This window comes from Actinophytocola sp. (genome assembly GCF_036555685.1).
In the GTDB taxonomy this organism is placed as follows: domain Bacteria; phylum Actinomycetota; class Actinomycetes; order Mycobacteriales; family Pseudonocardiaceae; genus Actinophytocola.
Genome location: NZ_DATBKY010000299.1, coordinates 12,428 through 33,290 on the forward strand (window position 1 = coordinate 12,428; position 20,863 = coordinate 33,290).

The 20,863-nt window shown below is 72.4% G+C and carries 20 protein-coding genes and 1 pseudogene; 13 read left to right on the top strand and 8 right to left on the bottom strand.

The window, feature by feature from the left end:
- Positions 1-406 precede the first annotated feature (406 nt).
- Entirely contained in the window at positions 407-1,189 is a 783-nt protein-coding gene (locus tag VH969_RS30850) for a class I SAM-dependent methyltransferase (RefSeq protein ID WP_331980710.1), read from the bottom strand.
- 230 nt (positions 1,190-1,419) lie between these two features.
- Here VH969_RS30850 and VH969_RS30855 point away from each other — a divergent pair, with 230 nt between their 5' ends.
- The 5 genes from VH969_RS30855 to VH969_RS30875 all read left to right on the top strand — a co-directional run bounded on the left by VH969_RS30855 (position 1,420) and on the right by VH969_RS30875 (position 6,199).
- The gene (locus VH969_RS30855) at positions 1,420-2,265 is read left to right on the top strand and encodes a fumarylacetoacetate hydrolase family protein (protein WP_331980712.1); all 846 of its coding nucleotides are present in this window, start codon (positions 1,420-1,422) and stop codon (positions 2,263-2,265) included.
- A 35-nt stretch (positions 2,266-2,300) separates the two neighbouring features.
- On the top strand, positions 2,301-3,002 hold the full coding sequence (locus VH969_RS30860; protein ID WP_331980714.1) for a (Fe-S)-binding protein: 702 nt from the start codon (positions 2,301-2,303) through the stop codon (positions 3,000-3,002).
- A gap of 135 nt (positions 3,003-3,137) precedes the next feature.
- Positions 3,138-4,577 carry a LutB/LldF family L-lactate oxidation iron-sulfur protein gene (locus tag VH969_RS30865; RefSeq protein ID WP_331980716.1) on the top strand — a complete coding sequence of 480 codons (1,440 nt, stop codon included), beginning with the start codon at positions 3,138-3,140 and terminating at the stop codon, positions 4,575-4,577.
- Positions 4,570-5,190 carry a LutC/YkgG family protein gene (locus VH969_RS30870; protein WP_331980718.1) on the top strand — a complete coding sequence of 207 codons (621 nt, stop codon included), beginning with the start codon at positions 4,570-4,572 and terminating at the stop codon, positions 5,188-5,190. Before VH969_RS30865 ends, VH969_RS30870 begins: the two co-directional genes overlap by 8 nt.
- A 49-nt stretch (positions 5,191-5,239) precedes the next feature.
- The gene (locus tag VH969_RS30875) at positions 5,240-6,199 is read left to right on the top strand and encodes a helix-turn-helix transcriptional regulator (RefSeq protein ID WP_331980720.1); all 960 of its coding nucleotides are present in this window, start codon (positions 5,240-5,242) and stop codon (positions 6,197-6,199) included.
- 27 nt (positions 6,200-6,226) lie between these two features.
- On the opposite strand, the gene VH969_RS30880 is transcribed toward VH969_RS30875, so the two are convergent.
- The gene (locus VH969_RS30880; RefSeq protein ID WP_331980722.1) at positions 6,227-7,441 is read right to left on the bottom strand and encodes a neutral zinc metallopeptidase; all 1,215 of its coding nucleotides are present in this window, start codon (positions 7,439-7,441) and stop codon (positions 6,227-6,229) included.
- An 812-nt stretch (positions 7,442-8,253) separates the two neighbouring features.
- Here VH969_RS30880 and VH969_RS30885 point away from each other — a divergent pair.
- Together VH969_RS30885 and VH969_RS30890 are read left to right on the top strand one after the other, a co-directional pair.
- The gene (locus VH969_RS30885) at positions 8,254-9,549 is read left to right on the top strand and encodes an enolase C-terminal domain-like protein (RefSeq protein WP_331980724.1); all 1,296 of its coding nucleotides are present in this window, start codon (positions 8,254-8,256) and stop codon (positions 9,547-9,549) included.
- Positions 9,546-10,292, top strand: coding sequence for an SDR family NAD(P)-dependent oxidoreductase (locus VH969_RS30890; RefSeq protein ID WP_331980726.1), 747 nt, complete (start codon positions 9,546-9,548; stop codon positions 10,290-10,292). Before VH969_RS30885 ends, VH969_RS30890 begins: the two co-directional genes overlap by 4 nt.
- 13 nt (positions 10,293-10,305) lie before the next feature.
- Here VH969_RS30890 and VH969_RS30895 read toward each other — a convergent pair whose 3' ends face one another.
- A complete protein-coding gene (locus VH969_RS30895) occupies positions 10,306-10,989 on the bottom strand; it encodes a FadR/GntR family transcriptional regulator (protein ID WP_331980728.1) in 684 nt (227 codons plus the stop codon).
- A 64-nt stretch (positions 10,990-11,053) separates the two neighbouring features.
- On the opposite strand from VH969_RS30895, the gene VH969_RS30900 reads away from it, so the two are divergent.
- The 3 genes from VH969_RS30900 to VH969_RS30910 are packed head-to-tail and all read left to right on the top strand — an operon-like array spanning position 11,054 to position 13,133.
- A complete protein-coding gene (locus tag VH969_RS30900) occupies positions 11,054-11,362 on the top strand; it encodes an L-rhamnose mutarotase (protein WP_331980730.1) in 309 nt (102 codons plus the stop codon).
- Complete coding sequence (locus VH969_RS30905) at positions 11,359-12,312, top strand: aldo/keto reductase (protein WP_331980732.1); 954 nt, start codon at positions 11,359-11,361, stop codon at positions 12,310-12,312. The genes VH969_RS30900 and VH969_RS30905 overlap by 4 nt, the downstream gene beginning before the upstream one ends.
- The gene (locus VH969_RS30910; RefSeq protein WP_331980734.1) at positions 12,309-13,133 is read left to right on the top strand and encodes an amidohydrolase family protein; all 825 of its coding nucleotides are present in this window, start codon (positions 12,309-12,311) and stop codon (positions 13,131-13,133) included. Before VH969_RS30905 ends, VH969_RS30910 begins: the two co-directional genes overlap by 4 nt.
- Here the strand turns inward: VH969_RS30910 and VH969_RS30915 are convergent.
- The 4 genes and pseudogenes from VH969_RS30915 to VH969_RS30930 form a co-directional block, all read right to left on the bottom strand.
- Positions 13,130-13,822: a hypothetical protein gene (locus tag VH969_RS30915; RefSeq protein WP_331980736.1), complete on the bottom strand. Its 693-nt coding sequence runs from the start codon at positions 13,820-13,822 to the stop codon at positions 13,130-13,132. The genes VH969_RS30910 and VH969_RS30915 overlap by 4 nt on opposite strands.
- Positions 13,819-15,090: a Het-E N-terminal domain-containing protein gene (locus VH969_RS30920; RefSeq protein ID WP_331980738.1), complete on the bottom strand. Its 1,272-nt coding sequence runs from the start codon at positions 15,088-15,090 to the stop codon at positions 13,819-13,821. Before VH969_RS30920 ends, VH969_RS30915 begins: the two co-directional genes overlap by 4 nt.
- Before the next feature lie 86 nt (positions 15,091-15,176).
- Entirely contained in the window at positions 15,177-15,389 is a 213-nt protein-coding gene (locus VH969_RS30925; RefSeq protein ID WP_331980740.1) for a substrate-binding domain-containing protein, read from the bottom strand.
- Positions 15,322-16,280, bottom strand: a pseudogene (locus tag VH969_RS30930) (ATP-binding cassette domain-containing protein). Before VH969_RS30930 ends, VH969_RS30925 begins: the two are co-directional and overlap by 68 nt.
- 95 nt (positions 16,281-16,375) lie before the next feature.
- On the opposite strand from VH969_RS30930, the gene VH969_RS30940 reads away from it, so the two are divergent.
- On the top strand, positions 16,376-17,509 hold the full coding sequence (locus tag VH969_RS30940) for a cytochrome P450 (RefSeq protein WP_331980744.1): 1,134 nt from the start codon (positions 16,376-16,378) through the stop codon (positions 17,507-17,509).
- Here the strand turns inward: VH969_RS30940 and VH969_RS30945 are convergent.
- Positions 17,506-17,988 carry a nuclear transport factor 2 family protein gene (locus VH969_RS30945; protein WP_331980746.1) on the bottom strand — a complete coding sequence of 161 codons (483 nt, stop codon included), beginning with the start codon at positions 17,986-17,988 and terminating at the stop codon, positions 17,506-17,508. The two genes, VH969_RS30940 and VH969_RS30945, sit on opposite strands and share 4 nt — an antisense overlap.
- 82 nt (positions 17,989-18,070) lie before the next feature.
- Between VH969_RS30945 and VH969_RS30950 the strand changes: the two genes are divergently transcribed.
- The gene (locus tag VH969_RS30950) at positions 18,071-19,513 is read left to right on the top strand and encodes an acyl-CoA synthetase (RefSeq protein ID WP_331980748.1); all 1,443 of its coding nucleotides are present in this window, start codon (positions 18,071-18,073) and stop codon (positions 19,511-19,513) included.
- On the top strand, positions 19,506-20,810 hold the full coding sequence (locus VH969_RS30955; protein ID WP_331980750.1) for a carboxyl transferase domain-containing protein: 1,305 nt from the start codon (positions 19,506-19,508) through the stop codon (positions 20,808-20,810). Before VH969_RS30950 ends, VH969_RS30955 begins: the two co-directional genes overlap by 8 nt.
- Positions 20,811-20,863 lie beyond the last annotated feature (53 nt).

Sequence of the window (20,863 nt, forward strand, 5' to 3'; positions counted from 1 at the left end):
CGCGCTCACGAGGCTCGCACCGTGGCCTCCATCCGAACACGAATCGGACGGCCGCGCCACCCTCGGGTGATCTCCGCCTCGTAGCAGAAGAGTGATATCCGCAGCTCAGGGCGGCTTCCGGCACCCGAACACCAGCTAGGCGACGGATCCCGACATTCCGGCTCGCCGCATCCTCGCCTGTGGACAGCTCGCGATCTTCACCCGGTCGCCGGCGACACGTTGGTCCGGTCGCGCGGGGTCCCCCCGCTTTCCAGTCTAGAGAAGAACCCCGACGTTTCCGGGCCACGCGGTCACGGCCTGTGGACGGCCGCGCACGTCTGCGGAGCTGTCCACAGGACTCCCGACGTCCGCCGGTGCCCGTCGGTGCAGGCCCGTACGCTGAATTCCGGGGGCCGGAGGCCGCCCGTCAGCCCGCGCGGTGGCCCAGGGCCGCGACCGTCAGCCAGGTGTAGTCCACGAAGTCCGGGTCCGCGTACGCCGCGTACGCCGCCGACAGGTCCTCCGCCGTCACCACGCCGCGCGCCACGGCCGGCTCCTCGATCAACCGGTGCGTGGCCGTCAGCCACCGGGCCATCGGCGAGCCCCCGCGGGCCGGCACGACATGGGCCTCCGCGACGCAGTCCACCAAGCCCGCCTGCTCGAGCGGGAGCGGCAGCCGCCGTGCCCACTCCGGGTCCGTGCCCACCGACGCCGACATCATCTCTCCGAGCGCGGTCAGCGAGGCACGAACGGAAGGATGGCTCGAGAGCTCGGGCACCGGCGTCCCGCACTCGACGACCATCAGCCCGCCCGGCTTGAGCCACGACGCCATCCGCCGCAGCGTCGCGTCCCGGCCGGTGACGTGCTCCATGACGAACCGCGAGTGGATCAGGTCGAACTCGCCGGGCGGCTCGTCCACCGTCACGTCGTGGTACATCACGCGGATCCCCGTCGACGCCAGCGGCTCGAGGAAGTCCGTGCTCATGTCGGTCGCGGTCACGTTCGCCGGCCCGGCGCGCTCGGCCAGCATCCGCGCCACCGACCCGGCGCCCGCGCCCACCTCGAGGCACTGCCACCCCGGCTGCACGCCCACGCGCTCCAGCAGCCGCGCGGTCACCGGGTCGAACACCTCCTGCAGCAACGTCAACCGGTCGTGCTCGACCTGTGCCTTGGTGTCGACGTACGACGTCCAGCCCAGCGTGTCCGACATGGGCCCGGATCGTACGCGAACCGCACGGCGAGAGTGGTCCGACGAATCATGCCAGCCATCACGGATCATGAGAGGCCGGCGGTGAGATCGTCGACTTACATCCGATGACTTGCTGCATGGAGTTCCGGCCGGGAGTGCAGCGTGATCACTCGCCGGCTACCCGGGTGGTTCCGGGCCAACCGTCGCCGCCCGGCCTAGAGTGTTCGGAGGACGACGATGGGAGCTTTGCCTTGCGGCTCATGCGAGTGGGCGCCCCCGGCGCCGAGCGTCCGGTGGTGCTGGACGACCAGAACCAGGCCTTCGCGCTGAGCGCCGACATCGACGGGACGTTCCTCGCCGGCGACGGCATCGCGCGCACCCGGGCCGCGCTGGCCGCGGGCGAGCTTCAGGCGGTCGACATCGCCGGGGAGCGGGTCGGTCCGCCGATCGCCCGGCCCACCGCGGTCGTCTGCATCGGGATGAACTACGCGGCGCACGCGGCCGAGTCCGGCGGCCGGCCGCCCGACGCGCCGGTCGTGTTCTTCAAGCACCCCAACACAGTCGTCGGCCCGTTCGACGACGTGCTCGTGCCGCGCGGCGCGGTCAAGGTCGACTGGGAGGTCGAGCTCGGCGTCGTGATCGCCCGCCGCGCGCGCTACCTCGACTCGCCGGACGAGGCGCTGGACCACGTCGCCGGGTACGTGCTGTCCAACGACGTGTCCGAGCGTGACTTCCAGCTCGACCCGTCCGTCTCCGGTGGACAGTGGGGCAAGGGCAAGTGCGCGGAGACGTTCAACCCGCTCGGCCCGTGGCTGGTGCCGGCCGACGAGGTGGACCCGCAGGCACTCGGGCTGCGCTCGTTCGTCAACGGCGAGCCGCGCCAGGACTCGACCACCGCGGACATGGTCTTCGGCGTCGCGACGCTCGTGCACGACCTGTCGCAGTACATGGTCCTGGAGCCGGGTGACCTCGTGAACACCGGCACGCCGGAAGGCGTCGCGCTGTCGGGCCGGTTCCCGTACCTTTCGGTCGGCGACGTGATGGAGATCGAGATCGACGGCCTCGGCCGGCAGCGGTCGGCGCTCGCCAAGGCCTAGCGGGAAGGGGTGCGTTGACCACGCGGGTGGCGCTGATGGCCACGTGTCTGACCGACACGTTCTTCCCGGACACCGGGCGGGCGGTGGTCCGGTTGCTGGAGCGGCTGGACTGCACGGTCGAGTTCCCCGCGGAGCAGACGTGCTGCGGCCAGATGCATTACAACACCGGCTACCGCCGCCAGGCCGCGTCGCTCGCGCGCCGGACGGCGAAGGCGTTCGACGGCTACGACGCGGTGGTGGCGCCGTCCGGCTCGTGCGTCGGCATGGTCCGCGACCTCTACCCGGGCCTGCACCGCTCGACCACGTCGGTCTCCGCGCGCACCTACGAGCTCTCCGAGTTCCTCGTCGACGTGCTCGGCGTGACCGACGTCGGCGCGTACTTCCCGCACCGCGTCACCTACCACCCGACCTGCCACTCGCTGCGCATGCTCGGCGTGGGGGACAAGCCGCTGAAGCTGCTGCGCGCGGTGCGCGGCCTGGACCTGGTCGAGCTGCCCGGCGAGCGGCAGTGCTGCGGGTTCGGTGGGACGTTCGCGCTGAAGAACGCGGAGACCTCGACCGCGATGCTCGCCGACAAGATGCGCAACGTCCTCGACACGCGCGCCCAGGTGGTGACCGCGGGCGACAACTCCTGCCTCATGCACATCGGCGGCGGCCTGTCCCGCCTCAACACCGGCGTGCGAGCCCTGCACCTGGCAGAAATCCTGGCCAGCACGGAGGAAGAGCCATGGCGGTGAGGAGCTGGTGGAAGGTGACCGTCGCCCGACCGCACCCAAGGGGAACGGGACGCGACCCAGCCACAAGTACGCGCCCGACCGCAGCATACGAACGCGAGGCGACCAACACTTTGAAATCCGGGGAGGCGGAATAGCATGGGTCGCAACCCGGTGACCTGGCTGGGCAGCCCGACCTTCCCGGACGCCGCCCGCACCGCGCTCGCCGACACCCAGCTGCGCGGCAACCTCGCGCACGCCACCACGACCATCCGCACGAAACGTGCCGCCGCGGTCGCCGAGCTGCCCGACTGGGAGCGGCTGCGCCGCGCCGGCGAGGCGATCAAGGACGACGTGCTGTCGCATTTGGACGTCTACTTGACACGGCTGGAGAGGTCGGTCACCGCCCGGGGCGGACGCGTCCACTGGGCCCGGGACGCCGCGGAGGCCAACGAGATCGTGCTCCGCCTCGTCCGGGCCGCGGGCGCGCGCGAGGTCGTCAAGGTCAAGTCGATGGCCACCGCGGAGATCGGGCTGAACGAGGCCCTCGAGGCGGGCGGCGTCACCGCGATCGAGACCGACCTCGCGGAGCTGATCGTGCAGCTCGGCGACGACCGGCCGTCGCACATCCTCGTCCCCGCGATCCACCGCAACCGCTCGGAGATCCGCGACATCTTCCGCCGCACGATGCCGCACGCCCGCACGGTGTCCGACCGGCCGCCGGAGCTCACCGAGGCCGCGCGGCTGCACCTGCGCCGCAAGTTCCTCTCCGCCAAGGTCGGGATCTCCGGGGCGAACTTCGCGGTCGCCGACACCGGCTCGGTCGTGGTCGTCGAGTCCGAGGGCAACGGGCGGATGTGCCTGACGCTGCCCGAGACGCTGATCACCGTGATGGGCCTGGAGAAGGTCGTCCCGACCTGGCAGGACCTCGAGGTGTTCCTGCAGCTGCTGCCGCGCTCGTCGACGGCCGAGCGGATGAACCCGTACACGTCGATCTGGTCGGGCGTGACACCAGGCGACGGGCCGCAGACCTTCCACCTGGTGCTGGTGGACAACGGCCGCACGGCCACGCTCGCGGACCGCGTCGGCCGGCAGGCGCTGCGGTGCATCCGGTGCTCTGCGTGCCTGAACGTGTGCCCGGTCTACGAGCGGACCGGCGGCCAGACATACGGCTCGGTGTACCCGGGCCCGATCGGCGCGATCCTGACCCCGCAGCTGGGCGCCGGCTCGGGTGACGCGGAGACGGACGCGCTGCTGCGTTCGCTGCCGTTCGCGTCGTCGCTCTGCGGGGCGTGCTACGAGGTGTGCCCCGTGCGGATCGACATCCCGGAGGTGCTGGTGCACCTGCGGTCGAAGGTGGTGGCGGAGAAGGGGCCGTACACGCCGGAGGCGGTCGCGATGGCGGCGGCGTCCTGGGTGATGGGCTCGCCGCGCCGCTTCCACCTCGCGCAGCGCGCCGGGTCGTTGCTGCGGTTCGTCGCGCGGCGCGGGCGGATCAAGCGGCTGCCGTGGCCGGGTTCGAAGTGGACGGACTCGCGGGACGTGCCGGCACCGCCCGCGGAGTCGTTCTCGGCGTGGTGGCGGAGGACCCGTGGCTGACTCGCGCGACGTCGTCCTCGGCCGGATCCGCAAGGCGCTGGCGGACCGGCCGCACCCGCCGGAGGTGCGCCGCGACTACGAACGCGCCCGCGACGTCGGCGACGTGGTGCCGTTGTTCGCGTCGCGGGTGGCGGACTACCGCGCGGTGGTGCACCGGGTGCGCGACGCCGTGCTGCACGTGCGGATCGAGGAGTCGCTGCGCGGGCGGCAGGCCCGCAAGATGGTCGCGCCCGCGGACGTGCCGGGCTGGTGGCGGGTCGGGGAGGTCGTGTGGTCGCTCGACGGGCCCGGGCACGCGCTGTCCCGCGCGACGCTCGACCGGTCGGACGGCGTGCTGACCGGCTGCGCGGTCGCCATCGCCGAGACCGGCACGATCGTGCTCGACGCGGGGGAGGCGCAGGGCAGGCGCGCGCTGACCCTGCTGCCGGACTACCACCTGTGCGTGGTCCGCGAGTCCCAGATCGTCGGCACGGTGCCCGAGGCGCTGGCCCGGCTGAACCCGTCCCGGCCGCTGACCTTCATCAGCGGGCCCTCGGCGACCAGCGACATCGAGCTTGATCGGGTCGAGGGCGTGCACGGTCCCCGAAACCTGGAAGTGCTTGTCGTCGGTTAGTTAACATGTGCCCACTCGGCGTCGGGGCAGGGCGCACAGGGTGAGGGCGATGACCGTTTCGTACTACTCCGGAGACGCTGGGCTGGCGGAGTCGACCGAGCGCGTCTACCGGACGATCGTCGAGGGGGTTCGCGACCCGGACACGCTGGCCGACCGTCTCGGCGTCGACGTGACCGCGGCACTGGCGGAGCTGACCGAGCTCGGCCTCGTGCAGGTCGAGGCCGGCGTGCTGGAACCGCTGCCGCCGCGGCTGCCGCTGCAGGCGCTCGCGGACCGCTACGTGCGCGCGGCCGCCGCGGCGCGCGAGGCGTCGGAGGTGCTGGCCCAGCTGTGGGCGCGGCAGTCGTCGGCGCCGGACTACCTCGAGGTGCTCACCACGACGCCCCGCGTCATGGAGGAGACCACGCGCCTGCACGAGGAGTCGGAGAAGGAGGTCCTCGCGCTGTCGATCGGGCCGCGGGGCGACTCCGCGCCGCCGCCGAACCGGCAGCCCGGCGCGGCCGAGGCGCTGCGCCGGGGGGTCGCGTACCGGGTGGTGTACGGCGCGCAGATCCTGCGCCAGGTCGAGGTGATGGCGCTGGTGCAGGAGTCGGTCGACGCCGGCGAGTCCGCTCGGGTGTTCCCGAACGTGCCGTGCAACCTCCAGATCGCCGACGGCAAGCGGGCGGTGCTCACCGCGCCGATGCCCGGACCCGAGCGGCTGCATGGCCTGATGTTCTTCGAGGGCGGCTTTCTCGAGTCGCTGATCGGGGTCTTCGAGACGTACTGGACCCTGGGCGTGCCGATCGCCGCCGACCACGTCGGCGACGCCGGTCCGGCGGGCCCGAACGAGGACACCCGGCGGCTGCTGTCGATGCTCGGTGCGGGCCTGACCGACGCGTCGATCGCGCGCGAGCTCGGGGTGAGCGAGCGGACCGTCACGCGGCGGATCATGGCGCTGCAGGACGCGCTCGCCGCGCGCAGCCGGTTCCAGCTGGGAGTGCAGGCGGCCCGCCGCGGCTGGCTGTGACACCAGCCGCGACGGGACGTTGCCGCATCAGGCGGCCGGGGCGTTCTTCGCGTCCGGCTTGACCAGGTTGGGCAGCTTTTTCTCGAACTTGTCGAACAGGGTGATCGACGGCAGGATCGGGAACGGCGGCTGGGCCTTGGCGGCCTGGTCCGCGCCCCAGATCGAGGCCTTCAGGCGCTGGTTCGGCGTGCCGTGGTGGCCGTTGCTGTCGAACTGGCAGTCGCCGACCTCGAAGAAGGCCTGCTCCGCCTTGTGCAGCGCGGCGCCCTTCATGCCGAGGCCACGCTTGTGCGCGATGAAGTACGTGCCGAACGAGTCCGCCATCAGCTCGGTGCGCCGGGTGGCCTCCGGGCCGGTCAGCGGGCTGTCGAAGAAGCCCTGCTCGTACTGGACGTGGTGGCCCATCTCGTGCCCGATGACGCCCTTGGCGGCGTCGGTGCCCAGGCTCAGGGCGTCGAGCGCGTTGCCCAGACCTTCGCCCCAGACCATCTTGTCGGGCAGGCCGGCGAAGACCGGGTCGGTCTCGCCCTCGGCGGTGAACGCGAACGCGTTGAGCGTGAAGATCGGGTTGCGCCCGCCGTCCAGCTGCGGCGACTCGTTGAGCACGTCCTGGACGAGGGTCGCGGTCTCGTCGGCCTCGGCCTCGTCGACCCCGAAGAGCACACCGATGATGCGGGCGACGCGGGCGTGGTCGGTGAGCATGTCGTTCTGCATGGCGAGTGTCTGCACGTCGAACAGGTTGACGTCCCAGAACTTCTGCGAGCCCTTGACGGCCTGGTTGATCGGGGACTTGTAGCCGGTCGGCAGACCGTAGTCCTCGGTGTCCTTCGGCTTGCCGAAGATGATCGCGTCGTAGGTCGGGTAGTCGAGCACGCCCAGGATGATGAGGATGAACAGGGTGCCGATGTCGACCTGGTCGATCAGCGAGTTGGCGTAGTTCGAGAACGCGGTGTCCTGGCACTCGTACTGCGTCGGGTCGATCACGCCGGCGACGGCCCGCTCGGCGTCCGACTGCGGGACGCCGACCTTCGCCTGGAAGCGCGCGAGCCGGCTCTGCCAGTCGGCGGGGAGGTGCGCGGTGATCGCGTCGAGCCGGGCCTGGTCGGCGGCGTCGAGGCGATGGTTGGCGAGGTGCAGGGGCGCGACGAAGCCGTCGGCCGTGGAGAGTGGGGTGGTCGCCGGCGCCGCGGCGGCCTGCCCCGGCACCAAGGCGACGGTGAGCGCGGCCACGGCCGCGACCACTAGCGGGATTCTCGGTCTCATAACGTGCCCTTCGTCATACGGCGTGCTGATACGGACGCCTGCCCGCCAAGTATTTGCGGTGATGGGAGAGGGGTGAAGCGGTCAAGGGTGGCCGAACTACGCCATGGCGGACATCCGACATCTCCTTTGTGGCCGCCCTTCGTGGCAGGCCCCGCCCAAGATCGTCTGGGCTCGACATGGTCTGCTCCGGAACGGTCCGCTCGTAGATCGTCTTGCCGGGGATGGTCTGTTTCGAATTGGTGGCGATGACGCGCTACGGATGGTCGGCCGCGGGACGGTCCGCTGTGGGATCGTCTGCCGGTAGACCGTCTGCCACGAGATCGTCTGTTTCGAGATCGCTTGTTTCGAGATCGTCTGCTTCCGGGTGAGTTGGTTCTAGACGATCCGCTTCTAGACGGTCTGCTTGGAGACGGTCTGCTTGGAGACGATCTGCTTCTAGACGATCTGCTGAGAGATGATCGGCTTCGGGATCGGTCGCTCCGAGATGATCGGCTCTGCGGCCGGTCACTTCGGGCCGGTCACTTCGGGCCGGTCGGCTTCGGGATCAGCCGGTTCGGGATCAGTTTGATCTGGATTGTCTGCTTCGGGACTATCCCGTTGCGGATCGGTTGGTTCGGGATCGTCTGTCTTGGGATCACTCGGCGTGGAAGGGCGTGAGCCGACGGGTCGGGTGGATCAGCAGCGGAGACTGATCGGATCAATCGAGGGGCCGCGCACCTCGGGCTCTGGATTCTGGCGGTCCGATCAGGTATACATCGGATGTCTGTTCCGGGGCTCGGGAAGGGGGACACGTGGCGCGCATCGTCGGGCTCGAGGTGTTGGACATCCGCTTCCCCACCTCTCGGGAGCTAGACGGCTCCGACGCCATGAACCCCGACCCGGACTACTCCGCCGCCTACGTCGTCCTCCGCGCCGACGACGGGCCCGACGGCTACGGGTTCGCCTTCACCATCGGCCGCGGCAACGACGTCCAGGCCGCCGCCATCCGGGCGCTGGCCGACCGAGTCGTCGGGCGTGCGACGCCAGAGACGGCCGACGAGCTCGGCAGGCTCTCGCGGGACCTCGTCGGCGACTCGCAGCTGCGCTGGCTCGGGCCGGAGAAGGGCGTCGCCCACATGGCGATCGGCGCCGTGGTCAACGCGGCCTGGGATCTCGCCAGCCGGCGCGCCGGGCGTCCACTGTGGAGGTTTCTCGCGGGCATGACGCCGGAGGAGATAGTCGGGCTCGTGGACTTCCGGTACCTCACCGACGCGCTCACCGAGGACGACGCCCTCGCGATCCTCCGCGCGGCCGAGGCCGGCCGAGCCGACCGCGAGCAGCACCTGAGCAGAGCCGGCTACCGCGCCTACAGCACCAGCGCCGGCTGGCTCGGCTACTCCGACGAGAAACTCGTCCGCCTCGCCAAGCAGGCCGTCGCCGACGGGTTCGACATGATCAAGCTCAAGGTCGGCGGCAACCTGGCCGACGACACGCGGCGCATGCGCCTCGCGCGCGAGGCGGTGGGCCCCGACATAAGGATCGCCGTCGACGCGAACCAGCGGTGGGACGTCGGACCGGCCATCGAGTGGATGCGCGCCCTCGAGAAGTTCGATCCCTACTGGATCGAGGAGCCGACCTCGCCCGACGACGTCCTCGGGCACAAGACCGTGGCCGACGCCATCGCGCCGATCAGGGTCGCAACCGGCGAGCACGTCCAGAACCGTGTCGTCTTCAAGCAGCTGCTCCAGGCGCGCGCGATACAGGTGCTGCAGCTGGACGCCGCACGCGTGGGCGGGGTCAACGAGAACATCGCGATCCTCCTGCTCGCGGCCAAGTTCGGCGTCCCCGTCTGCCCGCACGCCGGCGGCGTCGGCCTCTGCGAGCTCGTCCGGCACCTCTCGATGTTCGACTACGTCGCCGTGTCCGGCACCGACGAGGATCGCGCCATCGAGTGGGTCGACCACCTCCACGAGCACTTCACCGACCCCGCCGTGGTCCGCGGCGGCCGCTACCAGGCCCCCGACCAGCCGGGCTTCTCCGCCCGCATCCGTGATGAGAGCCTGGAGCGGTACGCCTACCCCGACGGTCCGGAGTGGAGGAACGCATGACCGAATTCGACGGCCTGCGCGCGATCGTGACCGGCGGCGCGTCCGGCATCGGCCTCGCCACCGCCACCCTTCTCGCCGAGCGGGGAGCGACCGTGTCCGTGTTCGACCTCAAGCCCGACGTCCCCGCGCCCCTCACCGGCTACCGCGCCGACGTGTCCGACGACAGCGAGGTCAGGAGCGCGGTCGAGAAGGCCGCGGCGGCGATGAGCGGCATCGACATCCTCGTCAACAACGCCGGCATCGGCGCCCAGGGCGACGTCACCGCCAACGACGACGAGGAATGGCATCGCGTCCTCGACGTGAACGTCGTCGGCATGGCCCGGACGACCCGCGCCGCCCTGCCGTACCTGCGGGACTCGACGAGCGCGGCCGTCGTCAACACCTGCTCGATCGCCGCCTGGCAGGGCCTGCCGAACCGCGCGCTCTACTCCGCCAGCAAGGGCGCCGTCTTCGGCCTGACCCTCGCCATGGCCACCGACCACCTCGACGACGGCATCCGCGTCAACTGCGTCTGCCCCGGCACCGCGGACACGCCGTGGGTCGGCCGGCTCCTGCAGGCCGCCGACGATCCGGAGGCCGAACGCAGGGCGCTGGAAGGCCGCCAGCCCATGGGCCGCCTCGTCACCGCCGAGGAGGTCGCCCAGGCGATCGCCTACCTGGCGAGCCCCTCGTCCTCGTCGACCACCGGCACCGCGCTCGCGGTCGACGGCGGCATGTACGGCCTGCGCCCGCGCCCCAAGTAGGCACGCCGTGCGGTCACGAGGCGGACCCCAGCGTCTTGCGCAGCCACTGCTCGACCCCCGCCACGTGCACGGTCGCCCACGACCGCGCCAGCTCCGGCTCGTGCGCCGCGATCGCCTCGTAGATCGCCCGGTGCTGCTCGCGCGTCTTCGCGACCGCGCCCTCCTGGGTCAGCCCGCGCCAGATCCGCGCCCGGGTAGTCGGCCCGGACAGGCTGTCGATCAGCGAGCACAGCACCGAGTTGCCCGACCCGAGGGCGATCCGCCGGTGGAACTCCAGGTCGTTGGCCACCAGCGCCTCGACGGTCGGCGACTCGTCCAGTCCTTCGAGGAGCGTCGCGAGCTCCGCGATGTCCGCCTCGGTCATCCGCTGCGCCGCCAATGCCGTCGCCGCCGGTTCGAGGATCCGGCGCACCGCCAGGAACTCGAGCACCGTGTCGTCGCGGTGGAAGTCGACCACGAACGTCATCGCGTCCAGCAGCAGCTTCGGCTCCAGGCTGGTGACGTACGTGCCGTCGCCCTGCCGCACATCGAGCACCCTGATCAGGCACAACGCCTTCACGGCCTCGCGCAGCGAGCTGCGCGACAGTCCCAGCCGGGACGCCAGGTCGGCCTCCTTCGGCAGCCGGTCGCCGGGCGCCAGCTCGCCGGAGATGATCATGCCCTTGATCTTGTCGATCGCTTCGTCGGTGACCGGCATGGCACGACCCTTCAACGCAGACCTCGGATGTTTCTCCCGTCAGAGTGCCACGAATGGAGGCCCGATGCGTGTTGCCCTGCACACCCGGCTCAAGCCGGGCAAGGAGACCGACTACGAGCGCGTCCATGCGGTGATCCCGGACGAGCTGGACATCGCACTGCGCGCGGCGGGCGTTTCGTCGTGGCGGATCTGGCGCGACGGGCTGGACCTGTTCCACGTCGTCGAGGTCGCCGACTACGCGGCCATGCGCCACGCGCTGCGCGACCACCCCGCCAACGTGCCGTGGCAGGCGAGGATGGCCGAGCTGCTCGACGTCGAGGACGACTACTCCGGTGACGACACCGGCCTCGAGCTCGTCTGGGAGCTGCCGTGAAGCTCGGCCTCGGCGGCGCGCAGCTCGGCAACCTATACCACGCGATGTCCGACGAGAACGCGCGCGCGATCGTCGACACCGCGTGGGACCGCGGCATCCGCTACTTCGACACCGCCCCGCACTACGGCCTCGGCCTGTCCGAACGCCGGCTCGGTGCCGCGCTCGCCGCCCGGCCACGGGACGAGTACGCGATCTCCACGAAGGTCGGCCGGCTGCTCGTCGACAACCCCGGCGGCGCGGGGGAGCGCGACACCGAGGGCTTCGACGTGCCGCGCACGATTGTGCGCAGGCGTGACTACAGCCGCGACGGCGTGCTTCGGTCGCTCGAGGCCAGCCTCGGGCGGCTCGGCCTGGACCGGGTCGACCTCGCGTTCGTGCACGACCCGGAGGACTACGTCGACGCGGCGCTCGCCGGCGCGCTGCCCGCGCTCGCCGAGCTGCGTGACCAGGGTGTGCTGCGCGGCATCGGGCTCGGCATGAACTTCGACGCCGTGCTCGCCGAGCTCGTCCGCCGCGCCGACGTGGACACCGTGATGATCGCGGGCCGGTACACGCTGCTCGAGCAGCCGGCGCTCGACACCCTGCTGCCGCTGTGCGAGGAGCGTGGCGTGCGCGTGCTGGCCGCCGGGGTGTTCAACTCCGGCCTGCTCGCCACGCACCAGCCCGGCGACAAGTACAACTACGCGGACGCGCCCGCCGAGCTGGTGGCCCGCGCCCGGCGGATCGCGGCGGTCTGCGAGCGGCACGGCGTCGAGCTGCCGCACGCGGCGATCGCGCTACCCGCGGCGCACCCGGCCGTGGACGGCGTCGTGCTGGGGGCCGGCTCGCCGGGGCAGGTGAACGCGAACGTCGACCGCGCGGCGGTCCCGGTGCCGTCGGCGCTGTGGCCGGATCTCGTCGCCGAGGGCCTGCTGCGCGCGGACGCCCCGCTGCCGAAGGAGTTCGCATGATCGACGCGCACCACCACCTCTGGGACCCGGGCCGGCGGGAGTACCCGTGGCTGGCCGGCGCGGCGCTGGACCCGATCCGCCATCCGTACACAGTGGACGACCTGCGCCAGGTGTCCGGCGCGGACGCCACCGTGCTCGTCCAGACCGTGTCCTCGGCGGCGGAGACGGACGAGTTCCTGGCGACGGCCGCGGCGAGCGGCGGGTTCGTCGTGGGCGTCGTCGGCTGGGTGGACCTGACCGCGCCGGACGTCGCCGACCGGCTGGCCGCGCTCCCGCACCGCGACCTGCTCGCCGGCATCCGCCACCAGGTCGAGAACGAGCCGGACCCGGACTGGCTCCTGCGCCCGGACGTCCTGCGCGGCCTGCGGGCGGTGGCCGCCGCCGACCTCAGCTACGACTTGCTCGTCAGCCCGGCCCAGTACGCGTCGGCCGCCGAAGTCGCGGACCGGTTGCCCGACGCGCGCCTGGTCCTCGACCACGCGGGCAAGCCGCCGATCGCGTCCGGCGCGCTCATCGCGTGGGCCACCGCGATCGGCGCGATCGCCCGGCGCCCCAACGTGTTCTGCAAGCTGTCCGGCCTGGTCACCGAGGCGGACTGGACGTCGTGGCAGGTCGGCGACCTGGCCCCGTACGCCGAGCACGTGCTGGAGGTGTTCGGCCCGGACCGCGTCCTGTTCGGCTCCGACTGGCCGGTGTGCGAGCTGGCCGCCACCTACGCACAGGTCACCGAGACCGCCCGCGCCCTGACCGAGGCCCTGTCCGGCGCCGAGCGGCGGGAGGTCTTCGAGGGCACCGCGCGGCGCGCGTACCGGTTGTCCTAGCCGACCGTGCCGGAGTAGGCCACGCCGGCGCTGTCGACGCAGGTGCACGGCGAGCCGATGGGGGCCGCGGCGGCCAGCGGGCACGGCCCGGCGGTCGCGTAGCAGGTGGTGCCGTCCGAGGGTGGGGTCGGCTCGTCGCTGCCGTTCAGGAAGTAGAGAAGGGCGCCCACGGCGGCGGCCAGCACGACCAGCACGCCGACGATCGCGCCGGCGGCCGACCTGCGGGACGGGCGTGGTTGCGCGGGTGGGTAGGGCCCCCGCGGCGGCGGCCCGGCCGGAACGTACGGCACCGAAGGCCCGGACGGCCCGCGCGGCGGCGATACCGGGGGCGCGGATGCGGATGGTGCGGTGGAACCGCGGGGCGGCGATGCCGGGGGCGTCGGTGCGGATTGTGCGGCGGACCCGGGCGACGCCGGAGGCGCGGAAGGAACTGGCGTCGACGCGTGGGGCGGCGTGCCGAACGGTGCGGCGAACTGCGCGGCCGGCGTGCCCACGGGTGGCGAGGGCGGCGGCGCCGGCGTGGCCGGCGCGCCGGAGATGTTGCCCGCGATCCGGCGGCCCAGCTCGTACTGGATCGCCCGGCGCTCGGCCATCGGCAGGTCCGGCCGGCGCAGCAGGTCCTCCAGCGCGGCGGAGTCCACCGTCTCGAAGCGGGGCTCGACACGCGGCTCGAAGCGGGGCTCGGTCATGACGCGGTCACCTCCATGCCGAGCAGCCTGCTCACCCGCGTCGGGGTCAGCGGGGCGAGCCGGAAGCCGGCGAGCGTGTTGACGGTCCCCTGGATGGACCGGTCGTTCTGCTTGAGGAACCGCAGCAGCGCGAACAGCTGGAGCGTCATGATCTGGATCCGCGCGTTCTCGCGGATCACCTCGAGCGTGGGGAGCCGGCGGCGCACGTCGGCGACCGTTCGCTCCATTGTGGCCACGTCGCCGAGGTACTCGTCCCACTCGCGCTCGAGCTCGTTGATCGCGTGGTCGCGGTTGCGGATGTCCTCGATTGTGTCGGCGCGCACGGACTCGTCGATGGCGGTGTCGGACTCCAGCCGCGCCAGCAGCGCCCGCTGCGTGTCCCGCGCGACCCGCAGCCGCTCGATGGCCTCGTCGTGCAGCGGCGCCAGGTCGTTGTCCAGCGCGAACGCCCGCACGTACCCGATGACGAAGTCGGACAGCTCGTAGATCAGCACGGCGTTGCCGAACATCATGGCGGACAGCCGTTCCGGCGACTCCTCGATCTCGATGCGCGCCAGGATGCTGCGGTTGAGCTCGCCGAGGAACTCGACGGTGAGCCGCAGCGACTCGTACGAGCCGTGCAGCGACTTCTCCGCGCGCACCAGGCGCACCGCGCGGTTGCGCTCGGCCAGACCGGTCGGCAGCTCGGTCACCGCGTGCTCGACGCCGCGGTAGCGGCTGTCCTCCATCTGCATCGCGATCGACTCGATGACCTGCCGGATGCGCACGTGCAGCTGCGCGAGCCGCGCCCGCTCGGCGGCCGGGATGTCCCGCTGGCCGCCGACGGTCGCGGTGAGCAGGTCGATGTCCTCGACGCTGTAGCGCGTCCGGATCGCCTGCACCTGCCCGACGTGCGCCTCCAGCGCCTCGCCGATCGCGCACAGGCCGGTGAACTTCATCAGCTGCTCGACCGGATCCACCTGCGTGACCTGGTAGCCCTGCGGATCCTCGGCCCACTCGATGAGCTGGCGTGCGACCTGGTGCAGCTCCGGGTCCTGCTCGCCGCCCGCCTCGCGCAGGGTGGCGGCGAGCGCGAGCTGGTGCTGCTTGGACGCGGGGTCGGCGCGCAGCCGCTCGATCCTGGTGGCGACCGTCGTGCCGTAGCGGTCGCCGACCTGGCCGACGAGCAGCTTGTAGCCGTCCGTCACCGCGTTGCTGGTGGCCTCCTCGACGCCGCGGAGCAGGCCGCTGACCAGCGCGACCACGAACATACTGACCGGATCGAACATGGCGTGACTCCCAGGTCGTCCCCAGGTACACCCCTAGAGTCGTGCCGGATGTCCGATGCGTGACGCGATCCGCGCAGGTTCTCGATCTAGACGCCCCAGCCGGCCGCCGCGCGCATGAACTCGATCCAGGTGTTCTGGTTCGTCGCGTTCGGCGTCGCGGACAGGATCGCGATCTTGCCGGCGCCGCCGATCTGCTTGGCGATCAGCTTTACCTGCGAGCGGCCGATCTCCTCAGAGCTCGCCTGGTTGATGAACACGTCGCGGGCGTCCTCGGCCGCGTCGGAGTCCAGCGTCACCACGGCGATGTCCTTGCTCATCCTCGCCGCGGCGCACCTCGAACGACACGTCGTGGAACACGCCGGTGCGGCTCAGCCCGTCGACTACCAGCGCCTCGTCGCCCGGCTCGTCCTCGCGGTCCGGGTACAGCACGTCTACCGCCCGGCCGACCATGCTGCGCACCAGGCCGTTCCGGTCGATGTCGGCCATCGCTGCGGTGGTGACGAGCGCGCCGTCGCGCAGCACCGTCACCCGCTCGCACAGCTCCTCCAGCTCCCCGAGCCGGTGGGAGATGAACAGCAGCGCGGCACCGCCCTCGGCGAGCCTGCGCGCCACCCGGAACAGCCGCTCGGCCTCCACAGTGGACAGCGCGGCGGTGGGCTCGTCCATCACGATGATCCGCGCGTCGGCGGCGAGCGCCTTGGTGATCTCGATGATCTGCTGGTCGTCGATGGAGAGCCCACGCGTCACGCGGTCCGGGTCGATCGGCACGCCGAGCGCCTCGAACAGCTCCGCGGTCCGGCGGCGCATCGCGGCGCGGTCGATGCGCCGGCCGGACCGCAGGGGCTGCCTGCCCATGAACACGTTCTCCGCCACGGTGAGGTCGGGGAACCGGGCCGGCTCCTGGTGGATCACGGCGATCCCGTGCTGCTGTGCGTCCCGCGGCCCGGTGAACCGGTGCGGCTCGCCGTCGAGCAGCAGCTCGCCGCGTCCGGCTGGTGCTCGCCGCCGATGATGCGGACCTCTGCGGACTTGCCGGCGCCGTTCTCGCCCGCGAGGGCGTGCACCTCGCCGGCGTGCAGCTCGACCGATACGCCGCGAAGCGCCCGCACGGCGTCGAACGACTTGTGCACGTCGCGGAGCACGGGTAGCGCTGTCACGGCTCCTCTGTCCGTCACTGTGAAACGTTTCACAAGCGTTGTCAGGAAAGGTAGTCGAGTTTCGAGCAGACAGTCAGACCTGCCGCTTGGGACGTTTCATTTCTGTTGTCCCGCCTAGACTTCCGCCGGTGAGCCATCCTCTCGGGGCCGCAGTGACACTCGACGAGCTCGTCACCGACCCGCACCCGGCCCTCGCGCGGCTGCGCGCGGCCGCGCCGGTGTCGTGGCTGCCCGTGCTGGGCGGCTGGCTCGTCACCCGGCACGACCTGGCGCTGCGGGTGATGCGCGACGCGGAGACGTTCACGGTGGACGATCCGCGCTTCTCGACCGCCCGTGTGGTGGGCCCGTCGATGCTGTCGCTGGACGGCGCGGCGCACGCGCGGCACCGCGACCCGTTCGTGCCGCCGTTCCGGCCGGCGCCGGTGCGCGAGCGGTTCGCGGACTTCGTCGCGTCGTACGCGGCGTCGCTGGTGTCGGGCTTCGCCGCGGACGGTGTGGTGGAGCTGCGCTCGCGGTTCGCGGGCCCGCTCGCGGTCGCCGTGGTGGCCGACGCGCTGGGCCTCGCCGGGGCGGCCGCGGCGACCGTGCTGTCGTGGTACGAGGCGATCGTGGAGTCGGTGTCGACGGTGACCGCGGGCGGCCCGCCGACGCCGGCGGGCTCGTCGGCGGTCGGCTCCCTGCGGTCGGCGGTGTCCCGGACGCTGGCGTCGGGCGACGCCCACTCGGTGCTCGCCGCGGCCGCGCACGGGCTGACCGAGGACGAGGTCGTGTCGAACGCGGCGGTGCTACTGTTCGGCGGCATCGACACCACCGCCGGCATGATCACGAACCTGGTGCGGCACCTCTTGCTGGCGGGTCTCGACGCGGGGGCGCTGCCGAACGCGATCGAGGAGTCGATGCGCCTGGAGCCGGCCGCCGCGGTGGTCGACCGCTACGCGACGCACGACGTGTCGCTGGGCGGCGCCGAGATCGGGGCGGGCGACCTCGTCACCGTGTCGATCGCGGGCGCTAACCGCGACCCGGCTGTCTTCGCGGACCCGGACCGCTTCGACGTCGAGCGCGCGAACGTCCGCCAGCACCTGGCGTTCGCGCAGGGCCCGCACTTCTGCCTCGGTGCCCGCCTGGCCCGCACGGAGGCGGAGCTCGGGACACGCGAGTTGTTCGCCCGGCTGCCGGACCTGCGCCTGGCGCCGGGACGTCCGCACGAGCCGCGCGGCCTGGTCTTCCGCAAGCCGCCCGAGCTGTACGTGCGCTGGGACTAGGCCGCGTGCCGCATGGCCGCGCGGAAGAGGACCTGCTGGTTTCCCTCCACCCACGCGAGATCCTGCGTGATCGCCCGGATCCGCCAACCCGTGGACAGGCGCACGAGCCGGATGTCGTACGTGCCGCCGACCGTCCACAGTGGAGATCCGTGCGGGTTCGCCAGGCGGTGCACGCCGACCACGTTCGCGGTCGTGCGCGCCTCGTCGCCCTCGACGTCGACGAGGACGTTCGTGATCAGGTGCTGGGTCGCCTCGAGCCCGTCCATCGTGCGCCGCCAGGAACCCTGCGCCGACGTGCTCAGCAGCTGGTCGACCGGGCCTTCCTGCGGTTCGCCGCCCCACAGTGCGGTGTAGTCCGTGCGGACCCGGTCGGTGAACAGCGCGCGCAGCCCGGCCCAGTCGCGGCGGTCCAGACACCATCCCATCCGCACGACGGTGTCGGTGATCTCCGCTCGGTCGAGCAGCGCGCGCACGTCCATGCGCGCAGGATGCGCGGTCGCGAGCAACGGGCGCTCGAGACCCGGTCAGCCTTCCGCCGGTGTTTCGGCCACCATGGTGAACGTGAACAGCCCGCTGCTTCCCGAACTGGTCGCCGGCAGTGACCGGACCGCGCTGCGCTTCGCCGCCGCGGAGCTGACCTACCGTGACCTCAACCGGCTCGCGAGTCACCTCGCGGACCGGTTGCGCGGCCGTGCACGCGTCGCCGTCTGGGCCACGCCGACGATGGAGACGTGTGTCGCGGTGGTCGCCGCGCTGGTCGCCGGCGTGCCGGTGGTGCCGGTGAACCCGAAGATCGGGGAGCGCGAGCTGACCCACGTCGTCGCCGACAGCGAGCCGGACGTCGTGCTCTCGGCGCCCAACGTCGAGCTGCCCGGCCCGCTCGCTTCGCTCGCCCGGCTGCCGGTCCAGGTCTCCCCCGCCGACGTGGTGGCCACGCCGACCGCGGCCGAGCCGGACGGCGAGACGCCCGCGTTCGTCGTGTACACCTCCGGCACCACCGGCCCGCCGAAGGGCGTGGTGCTGCCCCGCCGCGCGCTCGCCGCCAACCTCGACGCGCTCGCCGAGGCGTGGGGGTGGACCGCGGACGACGTGCTCGTGCACGGGCTGCCGCTGTTCCACGTGCACGGGCTCATCCTCGGCGTCGTCGGACCGCTGCGCCGCGGCGGTTCGCTGCACCACCTGGGCCGGTTCTCCTCCTCGGGGGTGGGCACGGAGCTGGCCCGGGAGGCGACGATGCTGTTCGGCGTCCCGACCATGTACCACCGGCTCGTGGCGGACTGCGCGGACGACCCGGCGCTGGCCGCCGCCGTCGGCCGCGCGCGGCTGCTCGTGTCCGGGTCGGCGGCGTTGCCGGCCACCGACCACGCGCGGCTCGCGGAGCTGACCGGCCAGCGCGTGGTCGAGCGGTACGGGATGACCGAGACGCTCATGAACTGCAGCGTCCGCGCCGACGGCGACCGCCGCCCCGGTACGGTCGGCCTGCCGCTGCCGGGCGTCGACCTGCGGCTCGTCGACGACTCCGGGACGCCGGTCGGCGCGCTGGACGGCGAGACGGTGGGCGAGATCGAGGTGCGCGGGCCGAACCTCTTCCTCGGCTACCTCAACCGGCCGGACGCCACCGCGGAGGTCATGCGCGACGGCTGGTTCCGCACCGGCGACATGGCCGTGCGCGATCCGGACGGCTACGTCCGCATCGTCGGCCGGCGCGCCACCGACCTGATCAAGAGCGGCGGCTACAAGATCGGCGCCGGCGAGATCGAGAACGTGCTGCTCGAGCATCCGGGGGTCGCCGAGGTCGCCGTCACCGGCGAGCCGGACGCCGACCTGGGGGAGCGGATCGTGGCATGGGTCGTGCCCGCCGGGCCGGCACCGTCGGCCGAGGACCTGGCCGACCACGTGGCCCGGCTGCTCGCGCCGCACAAGCGTCCCCGCGTGGTGCGGTTCCGGGAGTCCTTGCCGCGCAACGAGATGGGCAAGGTGCTGAAGCGGGCGCTGGATGGCTGAGGGCGCCCGCGCGGTGCTCGCCTCTGTCGCGGGCGACTTTCTCGAGTTCGAGGCGGAGGGCTCGCCGTACGGTCCGGACGGCCCGCTGTCGTGGCCCGGCTACGGCGTCGCCCGCAAGGACGCGGAGGCCCGGTCGGGCCTGACCGAGTCCGTGGTGTGCGGGCAGGGCACGGTCGGCGGCGTGGCCGCGGTGCTCGTCGCGTTCGACTTCCGCTTCCTCGGCGGCTCGGTCGGCTCGGCCACGGGCGCGCGGATCGCGGACGCGTTCGCCCGGGCCCGGGCGGGCGGCCTGCCCGTGGTGTCGCTGATCGCGACCGGCGGGACGCGGATGCAGGAGGGCATGCTCTCGCTGCGCCAGCTGCAGGTCATCGTGGGTGAGGCGGTGCGGACGCCCACGCCGCACGTGGCGGTGCTGCGCGACCCGGCCACGGGCGGCGTGTGGGCGTCGCTCGGCGCGGGCGCGGACGTGGTGCTGGCGTTTCGCGGGGCGCAGGTCGGCTTCGCCGGTCGCCGGGTCCGGCCGGCCGCCGACGATCCCGCGTACACGGCGGAGGGCCAGCACGCGGCGGGGAACGTGGACGAGCTAGTCACCGACCTGCGCGCGCAGCTGGGTGCCTGGCTCGCGCTGTTGTCCGGCGGGTCCGCGGCTCCGGCTCCGGTACCTCGGGCGCTGGGTGCGCTGACGCCGGCGCCGACGGGCTGGGCGGCGGTGACGCGTGCCCGTTCGGCAGCGCGGCCGCGGGCGGTGGCGTACCTGGACGACTACTTCGCGACCCGCCGCTCGGTCCGCGGCGACCGGGCCGGCGGCGTCGACGAGGGGATGCTGTGTGGCGTCGGCCGGCACGAGGGCCGGTCGGTCGCGTACGCGGCGCAGACCGGAACGGCGAACACGCCGGCGGGCTACCGGGCCGCGAGCCGGCTCGTGCGCCTGGCCGACCGGCTGGGCTTGCCGGTGCTGACGCTGGTCGACACACCGGGCGCCGCCGCGGGCCCGGCGGCGGAGCGGGCGGGCGCGGCCCCGGCGATCGCGGACCTCTTCGCGACGATCGCGACCGCGCGAGTCCCGGTGACGACGCTGGTGATCGGCGAGGGCGGGTCGGGTGGGGCGCTGGCCCTGTGCTCACCGGACCGGCTGTGGATAGCCCCGGACGCGTACTTCTCGGTGATCGCGCCGGAACTGGCGGCGGCGATCCTGAAGCGCGACCCGGCGGAGGTGCCCGAGTTGGCGGACCGGCTCAAGCTCCGCCCGGAGGAACTCCTGGAGCTGGGCGTCGTACAGGGCATCGCGTCGCGCTGACCCGATAGCCGCAGCCGGTTCGGCGCCCGCTGCGCGGCGGGCGCGGCCAAGCC